At 71.1% G+C, this 11,674-nt stretch carries 8 protein-coding genes; 4 read left to right on the top strand and 4 right to left on the bottom strand.

Annotated elements, in window-relative coordinates; all coding sequences use genetic code 11:
• Positions 1 to 2: 2 nt before the first annotated feature.
• The 4 genes from LTT61_RS22845 (at position 3) to LTT61_RS22830 (ending at position 5,402) form a co-directional block, all read left to right on the top strand.
• Positions 3 to 1,196, top strand: a complete 1,194-nt coding sequence (locus tag LTT61_RS22845) for a DUF7373 family lipoprotein (RefSeq protein WP_233016106.1) — start codon at positions 3 to 5, stop codon at positions 1,194 to 1,196.
• 138 nt (positions 1,197 to 1,334) lie between these two features.
• The gene (locus LTT61_RS22840) at positions 1,335 to 2,549 is read left to right on the top strand and encodes a DUF7373 family lipoprotein (RefSeq protein ID WP_233016105.1); all 1,215 of its coding nucleotides are present in this window, start codon (positions 1,335 to 1,337) and stop codon (positions 2,547 to 2,549) included.
• A gap of 14 nt (positions 2,550 to 2,563) precedes the next feature.
• Positions 2,564 to 3,757 carry a DUF7373 family lipoprotein gene (locus LTT61_RS22835; RefSeq protein WP_233016104.1) on the top strand — a complete coding sequence of 398 codons (1,194 nt, stop codon included), beginning with the start codon at positions 2,564 to 2,566 and terminating at the stop codon, positions 3,755 to 3,757.
• A 70-nt stretch (positions 3,758 to 3,827) separates the two neighbouring features.
• Positions 3,828 to 5,402, top strand: a complete 1,575-nt coding sequence (locus LTT61_RS22830; protein ID WP_233016103.1) for a serine/threonine-protein kinase — start codon at positions 3,828 to 3,830, stop codon at positions 5,400 to 5,402.
• 61 nt (positions 5,403 to 5,463) lie between these two features.
• Here the strand turns inward: LTT61_RS22830 and LTT61_RS22825 are convergent, their stop codons facing one another.
• The 4 genes from LTT61_RS22825 to eccCa form a co-directional block, all read right to left on the bottom strand.
• The gene (locus LTT61_RS22825) at positions 5,464 to 5,751 is read right to left on the bottom strand and encodes a WXG100 family type VII secretion target (protein ID WP_233016102.1); all 288 of its coding nucleotides are present in this window, start codon (positions 5,749 to 5,751) and stop codon (positions 5,464 to 5,466) included.
• A gap of 34 nt (positions 5,752 to 5,785) precedes the next feature.
• Entirely contained in the window at positions 5,786 to 6,085 is a 300-nt protein-coding gene (locus LTT61_RS22820) for a WXG100 family type VII secretion target (protein WP_233016101.1), read from the bottom strand.
• 126 nt (positions 6,086 to 6,211) lie between these two features.
• The gene (locus LTT61_RS22815; RefSeq protein ID WP_233016100.1) at positions 6,212 to 7,573 is read right to left on the bottom strand and encodes a type VII secretion-associated protein; all 1,362 of its coding nucleotides are present in this window, start codon (positions 7,571 to 7,573) and stop codon (positions 6,212 to 6,214) included.
• On the bottom strand, positions 7,570 to 11,604 hold the full coding sequence (gene eccCa / locus LTT61_RS22810; RefSeq protein WP_233016099.1) for a type VII secretion protein EccCa: 4,035 nt from the start codon (positions 11,602 to 11,604) through the stop codon (positions 7,570 to 7,572). Before eccCa ends, LTT61_RS22815 begins: the two co-directional genes overlap by 4 nt.
• Positions 11,605 to 11,674 lie beyond the last annotated feature (70 nt).

Below are 11,674 nucleotides of genomic sequence, written 5' to 3'. Positions count from 1 at the left end.
GGATGTCGCGCATCGCGCTCTGCCTTTCCACGATGACCGTCGCGGGGTTGCTGGCCGGTTGCAGCATTCCCGGCGTCCCGGTCGCCGGGGAGCCGGACGTGCGGAAGCTCGAGGTCGGCAAGTACGAGGTGGACCGGCACTCCTACGACGTGAGCCCGGCGGGCCACGGCGCCGTGCTGGAGGGCATCCGGATGGCCGACGCCGTCGTCCCGTCCATCGATATCGACCCCTCGCTCTCGCACGGCCGCACCAGCTCGGTGCTGACCACCGTCGACGACACCATCGGGCTGCTCGCCGACGTCTCGCGCCCCGTGCTGGTGAACCGCAAGTTCCTGACCGGCTACGTCGCCGCGGGCGCCGACCGCGCCGACCCCAAGGGCGAGACGCTCCCGGTCGGCGACGCCACCGCGCTCACCACCGTCGTGCTCCGCTTCCCCGACCAGGGCGCCGCGGCCGCCGCCGCCAAGGAGCTGGAGGACGCGGACATCAACGTCGCGCCGGAGAACCAGAAGCTCGCCTCCACCAAGTTCTCCGACGCCTACCTGCACTGGCGCCCCGGCGTCCCCAGCGTCGGCGCCTTCCTCGCGCACGGCGAGTTCGTGATCTCGCTCTACGTGCAGCGGCCGAAGGCCGACAGCGCCGACCTGGTGAGCTGGGTGGACAAGGCGCTCAGCGCCGAGGTCCCGGTACTGGACGGCTTCCAGCCCACCCCCACCGCCGAGTTCGACGACCTGCCGGTCGACCCGGAGGGGATGCTCGCCCGCGTCGTGGTGGAGAGCCGCGCCGACCGCACCCCCGATCCACAGCGCTTCGCCGTCTACGGCCCCGCCCGGATGCTGCAGGCCGCCGACGACCAGGCCGCCAGGCAGCAGCTGATCCAGGAGACCGGGCTGGACAGCAGCGCCGTCGTCGACAACACCCTGCTGCACCGCCTCCGCGACGCCGACGCCGCCCGCACCTTCATGACCGGCCTGATCGACAGCGCGGGCGCCGAGTACGACCCGATCGGCGCCCCCAACGACGTCCCCGGCGCCAAGTGCCTCCAGCTCAACGCCGCGGGCAACAAGGAGACCGAGTACGCCTTCAGCTGCTTCGTCACCTACAAGCGCTACGTCGCCGTGGTCAGCAGCGACCTGGAACCCGACGTCAGGCAGAAGGTCGCCGCGCAGTACGCCCTGCTCGCCAACAGCCTCTGACCCCCGCTTCACACCCGGCCCCCGGTCCGAGCCGGGTGCTATGTTCTCTCGGGTATTCGGCCCGCGAGCGGAGGACTCGCGGGCACACGCCGGCCACCGCGGGTTCGCCCGCGCCCGCGCCCGCGACGGAGGGGACAGATGCTCAACAGACGCCGAGGGCTGTGCGCGGCCCTCCTGGCCGCGGTCGTCGCGGTGACGGCAGGGTGCGGAACGGGCGATTCGGCGGCGCCCGCCCGGCCGGAGGTGGATCTCGCCGCGCTCGACGTCGGGAATCTGAACGCCGAGCCCAAGTACTACGACAAGCCGACCAGCCTGGACATGGCGCGGCTGGTCGAGGCGATGCGGCTCGGCAACCACCTGCCGCTGCCGATGGAGATCGATCCCGAGGTCAAGTACGCGCCGACGAGATTGGCGGCGGTGCGCACCTTCACCGCGACCAGCTCGGCCGCCATCAGCAATCGGTTCCAGGGCGATACCGCCGCTCTCGGCGGCCGGATCAGCGGGTTCGTCGCCGGCTTCGTCACCGCGGGCCGCACGGACACGACGCACAACCTGTCCTGGGATCTCGACAACATCGCGATGCTCTTCGAGACCGAGCAGGACGCCACCCGGGCGGCGGACGCCTTCACCGAGGTGGAGCGGGCCGCGCTCGGCCCGGACATCCAGATCCAGAGCATCCCCGGCTTCCCCGAGGCCCGCGCGCACTCCGCCCCCTCGATCCCCGGTGCGATCCACTCGTACTACGCGGTCGGCAAGTTCCTGCTCTTCACCGAGATCCGCGACAACACGATGTACGAGCTGCGGCGCAGCGATCCCGACGAGCTCCGGAACCGCGTGGCACGCAGCGTCGAGAAGATGAAGCCTGCCCTGGAGAGCTTCACCCCGACTCCGGTGAGCAAGCTGATGGAGCTCGACGTCGACCCGGAGCAGACGCTCGCGCGCGCGTTGAACACCGTTGACGACCCGGGGCAGTCCGGCATCCCCGGCGTCTACGACCGGCACGGGGGCCTGCAGATCGGCTTCAATCCGGAAGCCGACAGCCGGATGTTCGAGAAGGCGGGCGTGGACTCGGTGGCCTGGAAGGGCGGCTACGTCTACCGGACCAACGATGCGCGGGCGGCCCGATGGCTGATCGACGAGCGCGCCGACGTGGGGAAGTTCTACCGGCGGGCACCGGCGCCCGCGGCGCTGCCGTTCGCGCAGTGCCTGCAGTACATCGGCCCGGCCTCCGGCGTCGCGTACTACTGCGGGGTCAGCTTCGACCGCTACGCCGCCGAGGTCACCGCCGGACAGTTGCAGGATGCGCAGCAGCGCATCTCCGCGCAGTACGCGATCCTGGCGCGGGCGAAGTGAGAGGACGACAGCGGATGACGCATCGATACCGCCTGCTTGCCGTCCTGCTCGGCACGCTCACGCTGCTCGCCGGCTGCGGCAAAGTGGACGGCGTGCCGACCGCCGCGGAGATCGACGTCCGCCCGCTCGACGTCGGCAACTACCCGACCACCCCGCTCGAATTCCGGTACGAGTACGGGCACTCGCTGTTCGACAGCACGCGGCTGGCCGCCATGCGGATCGCCGACACCATGGTGACCGGCACCGAGATCGACGCGAACTTCCACTACCTCCTCGGCTCCAGCGCGCTGCTCAGCCGCGACGACGTCGAGGATGTGCTGGCCAACGCGAACGGGCCGGTCACCGAGCGCAACGGCATGATCGTCGGGTTCGGTGTCACGGTAGGCACCACGGACAAGGACGATGATCCGAAGAAGACCTCGGTCACCGTCGTCGTGCTCCAGTTCCCCGATGCCGCGACCGCAGAGCGGACCGCTCGCGAACTGGAGCAGACCGACTTCGACGTCGCGCCGGACCTGAATCAGCGGGTGAACATCCCGAACATCCCAGCCGCGCACGCGCACTGGCGGCCGGGGGTCCCCACCCTCGGCGCCTTCATGGCCAAGGGCTCCTACGTGATCAGCGCGTTCACCGAGGCATCCGAGCCCGACCTGAGCAACCTGACCGATCTCTCGCGCCGGGCCCTGGAGAATCAGGGCAGGCTCCTCGACGGTGCGCCAGCGCTCAGCGGCGAGGAGATGCTGCGGCTGGAGAACGATCCCGAGGGAATGCTGAACCGGACCCTGAATCCGGAGGCGTCCGGCGCGCCGTCACCGCGCTCGCAGCTCACACTCACCCGCCGCGGCCTCGCCACCCAGCTGAACCAGCAGTACGACCGGGGCAAGATCCTGGACGACGCCGGTGTCGACCGGTACGCGAAGACCGGCTCGTTCAATGCGAGCCAGACGTTCCGGACCAGGGACGCCGCCGCCGCGCTCGCACTGGGCGAGGCCGTCCTCGGGTGGGGTTTCACGGAGCCGGCCGACGCCCCCGACGGCATCCCCGGCGTGCGCTGCGGGGCCAGGACCAACAACACCCTCGTCTCGGCCGGGCGGTACCGCTGCACGGTGCCGTACCAGCGCTACCTGGCCTCGGTGGAGAGCGACCAGATCGTCGACCTGCACCAGCGCGCCGCGGCGCAGTACGCGCTGCTGGCGAACAGCTACTAGGTAACGCGGGCCGCACCCGCTTGCGTACCCTCGCTCGGAGCGGCGCCAAGCAGAACAGGAGAACCCGGACATGCCGATCAACGCGGGCACACTCGTCGGCGGCTACCGCGTGGTCCGGGTGCTCGGCGCGGGCGGCATGGGCACCGTGTACCTGGCGAAGCACCCGACGCTGCCCCGGACCGACGCGCTCAAGGTGCTCAGCGCCGAGCTCTCCACCGACCGCGAGTTCCGGGCGCGCTTCGAGCGCGAGGCGAACCTGGCCGCCGGGCTGGACCATCCGAACATCGTCTCGGTCTACAACCGGGGCGAGGAGGCCGGGCAGCTGTGGATCGCGATGCAGTACGTGGACGGCACCGACGCCGGTGCGGAGCTGGCGCGGGTCGGCCGCGGCCTCGGGCCACGGCGCGCGCTGCACATCCTGTCCGAGGTCGGCAGAGGGCTCGATTACGCGCATCGGCGCGGCCTCCTGCACCGGGATATCAAGCCGGCCAACTTCCTGCTCGCCACCCCGGAGGACGGGGAAGAGCGGGTGCTGCTCACCGACTTCGGCGTCGCCAAGTCGACCGACGACGCGAACGAGCTGACCCAGACCGGCAGTTTCCTCGCCACCATCGCGTACGCGGCGCCGGAGCAGCTGGCCGGGATGCCGCTCGACCACCGGGCCGATCTGTACAGCCTGGCCTGCTCGTTCTTCAAGCTGCTGACCGGGCGCAACCCCTATCCGGGGAGTCAGCCCGCGCTGGTGATGATGGGACATCTGCATCAGCCGCCGCCGCGGGCGACCGAGGTGAATCCGGCGCTGCCGCACGCCGTCGACCATGTCTTCGCGCGGGCGATGGCGAAGGAGCCCGCCGAGCGTTTCGCGAACTCCAGGGAGTTCGTCGAGGCGGCCACTGCGGCGTTGAGCGGACGCGCGGACGTTGTCGCTCCGGCGGCGTATCAGGCACCCCGGCAGCCGAGCTACGGCTACCCGACGAATCCGCGAGGCGAGGTACCGACGGAATCGGGGATCGCCACGGTGCGAGCCGAAGCGCCGAAGCGGCGCGGGGGCGCCGTGATCGGGGTAGTCGCCGCGCTGGTCGTCGCGGCGGCGGCAGCGGGCGGGGTGTGGGCACTGAATCGCGGAAGCGATCCGGACGGGCAGGCGGTGGCCACCGCGACCTCGACGGTGACCGCGGCGGCCGCGCCGACCTCGATCGATCAGGCGAGGCGGGAGAATCCGGCGTTCGAGGGCAAACCGGTTGCATTTGCCCGCTTCTCGGGGGATCGGGACGACACCGGCTCAGGCGTGCAGATGTATCTGAACCCGAGCCCGCAGACCGACTTCCTGTCCGGCCTCGGGCTCGTCTACAACCCGTCCTACGCGCGAGAGGGCGACGAACCGTCGCCGCGGACACTCACCTACTCGACCGAATACGATCTGCCGCGCAACATCACACAGGGCTACGTGATCGTCGCACGCAATGACAAGAAGGCGGGTGGCGGCGGCCTGCTCGGGCTGCCGGTCGTCATGACCCAGCTGAAGGCGACGGTCATCGTCGTCGACGATCCCGCGCTGATCGCGGCCCTCGACAATTGGACGCCGAATTCGGAACAGGTGCTCCTGTCGAAACTCGTTCCGATTCTGAAGTCCCGGATCAAGTAGGGCTCGAACCGTTGGGTGTTCGCGCGCTCGCGCACGCGAACACCCAACTCGGCGCGAGAAATCAGCCCAGGATCATCGAGGCGTTCTTGCCGTCGGTCGCGATCGCGGCCGCCAGCGCCTGCTGCGTCGCCTTGATCAGCTGGGTCATGGCGTCCTGGGTGTCGACGAACTCGTTGTTCCACCGATTCTGCACCTCCTGGAAGGTGCTGGCGGCGCCGGACTCCCAGGCGCCGGCGAGCTTGCTCGACGCGTCCCGGATGCCCTGGTCCTGGCTCTGCAGGTCCTGAGCGGCCTTCTGCAGGTCGGCGATGGTCTGCTCGATCTTCGCCCGGTTGTAATAGATATCCACGATGTATCCCCTGTGAGTGAGTGCGTCGGTCGAGCTAGACGTTCAGGTTGAAGCCGGGCGCGGAATCCTCTTCCATCCGCCCGTACTGCGAGTTCGCCTGGTGCAGCTTGACGGTCATCTCGTCGAGCAGCGTGTTCAGCCGACGGCCCTCGTCGTTCCAGCGCACGGAGGCGGACTCGAAGGCGCCGTTCGCGGTGCCGCGCCAGCCGTCGCGGGCGGAGTCGACGATCGTCTGGATCCTGCTCAGCGTGGACCGCATCCCGTTGACGACGGCCTCGACATCGGCCGTGGCCTGCCGGGCGCGGCCCTGATCAATACCAACAATGTCGGACATTCCGAATTACCTCTCGCTCGAGTTGGACCTGACCGTCGCCGGGCGAGGTGGTCGATCCCCTACATATGTGTTGGACGCGGTACGCGTCTCATCGGTTCCCATGTTCTCCCCCCGGTTCCGATACCGTCAGGGACGAACGGTCAGTGACCGCGCCACTTCTTCGCATGCGGTCCGAACTGTGTCCCACCTCCCCCTGCCGTACTGACACCCGATGCCCGCCTGGACACCGCGGTCGACGATGACGTGCCACCTGACTTCGGACCCATCCCCCGGAAACTCGTCGTAGGCGAGGCCAGGGCGGTCACCGAGCACGACGTCTCGTTGCACGTTACCGAATCGGCCGGGTTCGGCGCGAGAGATCTTCGATTGCAGGTCACGTGCGACGTCATCGGCACCGGCGCCCGCGGCGAGCACGGACTGGGTGACGGTGATCCTGGCGCGCACCGCGGAATCCGGTGTCAGCACGAGCCGTTCCGGGTCGGCGGCGCCCGCCGGGCGCCACTGCGCGGGCACGGCGACGGTGATCCGGCCCGCCTCGGCGGTGCTGTCCGGAGGCGGGGTGGTCGGCCGGGAGGCGCCGGGGACGGCGGGGCTGTCGGCGACCGAGCCGTCGGCGGGGGCGCGCAGCAGGGTGCCGCCCGCTATCGCGGCCGCGGCGGCCAGCGCGACGAAAACCACTGCGGCGCCGATGACCAGCGGGGAGCGGCGGTTCGGCGGCTGCCTGCGGGCCAGCAGATTGGCGCCGATGGTCGCCTGCACGTCCATCGCCTGCCTGCCGGGCAGGGCGGCGGCGCGGCCGGGGGTCGCACGGCGGGCGTCGGTCCACACGGCCTTGGCGATCTCCCGGCCGGAGAGCGCGATCACCTCGGGGACGAAGGCGGGGGTTGCCAGGTGCTGCCGGAGCAGGTCGCCCACCTCCGGGTCGGCATCGCCGACCACGAGCACGGCGTGCGGGGCGCGGTCGTCGAGCACGCGGTCGGCGAGTTCGGCCAATCGCTCGGCGGTGGCGGGGGCGGGTGCGGGGTCGCCGGTGCCGAGGGTCGGCTCGTGTTCGCAGGCCACCACGGTGGATTCGACGCTGTCGCAGTCGACGACGGCGACCGTGCAGGAGAGCGCGGTGAACTCCACGACGAGCACGCTGGCCCTGGTGAGCGCCCGGCTGCGCAGGTAGTGCGCGGCTGCGACGTGCGCGGTGGGCACGGCGGCGACGTCGGCCGCGACGCCGGGCAGCAGGCCGCGCAGCGCGTGCGCCAGCGCGGGGCCGCCCCACTGCGTCGGATGCGCCACCGCGACCGCTTCGATCGGCAGCGCGGTGCCGCGCCGCTCGGCATCCCCGCGCAGTTCGTCGGCGAGCGGGCCGCCCGGGCTGCCCGCGGCGGCGGGCAGCCCGTCCAGCGTGACGTTCCACTCCACGGCGCCGCGCGGGTCGGGGCCGACGACGGCGTGCAGGTCGTCACCGTCGATGTGCAGTGCGACCGTCGGGCTCATCGGTCCCGGCTCCAGGCGGCCTGGAAGAGCCCGCTGCCGGAGCGGCCGACGAGCGTGCCGCGGCCGGGCGGCTGCTCGCTCGGGCGCACGGTGCCGAAGAGCTGGCCCTCGTCCCGGTTGCCGCTCATGATCAGCCCGGTGGTGCCGACGTCCTTCATCCGCGAGATCACCGGTTCGAAGAGCGAGCGCGAGGCGCCACCGGCCCTGCGGGCGAGGACCAGGTGGAAGCCGATGTCCTTGGCGTGCGCGAGGTACTCGACGATCGGCGCGAGCGGGCTGCCCGCGGAGGTGACGACCAGGTCGTAGTCGTCCACCACGAGGAACAACTCCGGCCCGGTCCACCAGGAGCGGTCGCGCAGCTGCTGCTGGGTGACGTCCGCGCCCGGCATCCGGCTCTTCAGGATCTTGGCCAGCTCGCCGGACATGCCGGTGAGCATCGCCTCGGACGGCGCGTAGCCCGCCAGGTGCTCGCCGTCGACCAGCCCGAGCATGCTGCGCCGGTAGTCGCCGAGGATGATCTTGGCCTGCACCGGCGCGTTCGACTCGACGACGCCCTGGCAGATCACCCGGAGCAGGTTGGTCTTGCCACACTCGCTGTCGCCGAAGACCAGGAAGTGCGGCTGCTCGCCGAAGTCGAGGAAGACCGGAGCCAGCTCGGACTCGTTGAGCCCGATCGGAATCCGCAGGTTGGTGCCGAGCTGGTCCGGGGTGCGCGGCCAGCCGGGCAGCGCGCGGACCAGGTCGTCCCGGTCGAACCGCTCCGGCAGCATGCGCACCCGCGGCGCGGGGCGGCCCGGGTTGCGCGCCGCGATCTGCTCGACCGCGGCGGCGGCGCCGGGGCCGAGGTCGTCGGTGGCCGGGCGGCCGTCGATCCGGGGCAGTGCGGTGAGCATGTGCAGCCCCTCCGGCGTCATGCCGCGCCCCGGCCTGCCCTGCGGCACCAGCGCCGCCAGCTTGCGGCCGAAGTCGGAGTCCATCGGGTCGCCGAGCCGCAGCTCGATGCGGGTGCCGATCTGGTCCTTGAGCGCGGGCCGCGCCTCCATCCAGCGGGAGAGCGTGACCACCACGTGCACGCCGTAGGAGAGCCCCTGCCCGGCCAGGTTCATCACGACCTGCTCCAGCGCCTCGAAATCCTGGCGGACCGAGCCGAAACCGTCGATGACGAGGAAGACGTCGCCGAAGGCGTCGTCGTGCGCCCCGGCCGCGGCCGGGCTGCTGGCCGGGTCCATCGCGCGCAGCCGCCGGTACTCGACCATGGACTCGATGCCGAGCTGCCGGAAGCGCAGCTCCCGGTGCCGGACGATGGTGGTCATCTCGGCGACGGTGCGCCGCACCTTGTCCACGTCCAGCCTGCCCGCGACCGAGCCGACGTGCGGCAGCCCCTGCAGTCCGGTGAGCGTGCCGCCGCCGAAGTCGAGGCAGTAGAACTGCACCTGCTCGGCGGTGTGCGTGAGCGCCAGCGCCATGATCAAGGCGCGCACCGCGGTGGACTTGCCCGACTGCGGCCCGCCGACCACCGCGACATTGCCGCGGGCGCCGGAGAGGTCGATCAGGAACGGGTCGCGGCGCTGGTCGTAGGGGCGGTCGACGATGCCGACCGGCGCGCGCAGCGAGGCCACCGCCGAGTACTCGCCGGTGAGGATCGAGCGCGGCACCAGCTGGTCGAGCGTCGGCGCCTCGTCCAGCGGCGGCAGCCAGATCTCGTGCGCGGGCCTGCCGTGGCCCTGGATCCGGGAGACCAGCATCTCCAGGTCGGAGAGGCGCTCGCCCTCCTCACCCGGCTCCGGATCGGCGTTCAGCCGCACCGGGAGCGGGATCCGGTCCACCGGGCGGTAGTCGACGTGCGCGGCGGTGAACTGCCGCGCGGTGACGTCGATGTCACCGCCGGCGACCCCCGCCTGGGTGACCTCGCGCTGCGGGCCGCCGCCGACGTACGGGCCGGAGACGTAGCTGGCCTGGAACCGCTGGATCTCGCCGGAGTCGGCCTTGAGGTAGCCGCCGCCTGGGTTGTTCGGCAGGTTGTAGGCGTCCGGGACGCCGAGCACCTGGCGGGACTCGTTCGCGGAGAAGGTCTTCAGCCCGATCCGGTAGGAGAGGTGGCTCTCCAGCCCCTTGAGCTTGCCCTCCTCCAGCCGCTGCGAGGCGAGCAGCAGGTGCACGTGCAGCGAGCGGCCGAGGCGGCCGATCATCACGAAGAGCTCGGCGAAGTCCGGGTGCTGGGTGAGCAGCTCGGAGAACTCGTCCAGCACGACGAAGAGCGCGGGCAGCGGGTCCAGGTCGGCGCCTGCCGCCCGCGCCTTCTCGTACTCGGAGACGTTGACGAAGTTGCCCGCGGCGCGCAGCACCTCCTGGCGGCGGTTCATCTCGCCGGCCAGGGCGTCCTTCATGCGGTCGACGAGATCGGCCTCCTCCTCCAGGTTGGTGATGACGGCCGCGACGTGCGGGACGCCGTCCAGCCCGAGGAAGGTGGCGCCGCCCTTGAAGTCGACGAGCACCAGATTCAGCTGGTCCGGCGAGTGCGTGGCGAGCAGGCTGAGCACGAGCGTGCGCAGGAACTCGGACTTGCCGGAGCCGGTGGCACCGATGCAGAGGCCGTGCGGGCCCATGCCGTTCTCCGCGGCCTCCTTGATGTCCAGCTCGACCGGCAGCCCGTCGGCGCCGATGCCGAACGGCACCCGCAGCCGCTCGCGGCCGTACCGCGGCCGCCACGCCTGCTCCGGGTTGAAGGCGCCGATGTCGCCGAGGCTCATCAGCTGCGACCAGGTGGAGATGGCCTCGGTGTCGTCCACCTCGACGTCGCTGCTGCGCTGGGTCGCGGCCCGGTACGGCGCCAGCCTGCGCGCGACCTGCTGCGCCTGCTGCACGCTGATCCGGTCGATCAGGGCGAAGCGCTCCTGGTTTCCGGTGGCGCCGCGGCCGGTGCACTCGCCGTTCTCCACGATCATCTTGATGCCGCGGGAGACCGCGAGCCGCGGCGCGTAGCCGCACAGGTCGATGAGCGTGACGCCCTCGTACCCGGATTCGCGCAGCTGCTCCTCCTCGGCCTCGAGCAGACCGCCGTCGACCACGAGCACGATGTGCACCATGTTCGGATTGGCCGGTTGATTGCGCGAGTACCGCACCCGATTCGCGAGCAGCGGCTGGAGCCCCGCCGTCGCCTCCCGGATCGAGCCGAAGAACATCCGCTGGGTACCGATGCCGTCCTGTGCGTCCGGGTGCTGGGTGTGCGGGAGCCACTTGGTCCACTCCCACTCGCGGGCGGTGTCCGGGCCCGCGACGATGGCGATCAGCACCTGGTCCGGGGCCTGGAACATGGCCAGCTGCACCAGCATCGCGCGGGTCATGTCCCTGGCCTCGGCGCGGTCGCCGTCGAGCGCGATGGTCGCGAAGCCCTTGACCGCGATGGCGGTGGGCAGGTCGGGCACGGTGGAGTGGGCCCGGACGAAGCGGCGCAGCGAGACCGCGGCGATCGGCTCCAGCTCCTCCACCGGGCCGGTCTCCGGCGCGACCAGCCGGGTGGCCAGCCGCTGCCCGCCGAGCCCGATCCTGGCGTGGCAGAAGTCCTTGTCGCCCGCGCGCCGCTCCCACATGCGGCTGGTGCCCGCCAGCATCCAGACCAGCTCGGGCTCCGGGTGGCTCCACTCCACGGCGGAGCGCTGCTGCGCCGCGGTGTCGTTCACGTCCCGGCGCACCTGGTCCAGGTAGCGCAGGTAGTCCTTGCGGTCCTCGTTGGCCTCGGCCGCCTTCTGGCCCTTGCCACCCCCCTGACCGGCGAACATGCCCGCCATCGAGAGCAGCATCATGAGCGGGAACATCAGGCTCATCGGATTCGACGCGATGCCGCCGCCCTGCGTGAAGAGCAGCGCCATCATGCCGACCATGCCGATCACCATGACCACCGGCATCAGCTTGAGCAGCAGGTTTCCCGGTGTGACGCGGGGGATCTCGGGCGGCGGCTGCAGCGTGACCTCGCCGCCCGGGGTTCGTGGCATCTCGCGGCGGGCACGCCGCTGGAACCTGACCGTGCTCATCGACTGCGTCCCCCATCTTCGCCCGCCGCGGCAGAGCCTCGGTATGGAGGCCACGGCTGACATGTCGTAC

The sequence above is a fragment of the Nocardia asteroides genome, from assembly GCF_021183625.1.
GTDB classification, from domain to species: domain Bacteria; phylum Actinomycetota; class Actinomycetes; order Mycobacteriales; family Mycobacteriaceae; genus Nocardia; species Nocardia asteroides_A.
Note: the sequence above shows the minus strand (reverse complement) of the source record. Positions and strands in the feature narration are given on the sequence as shown.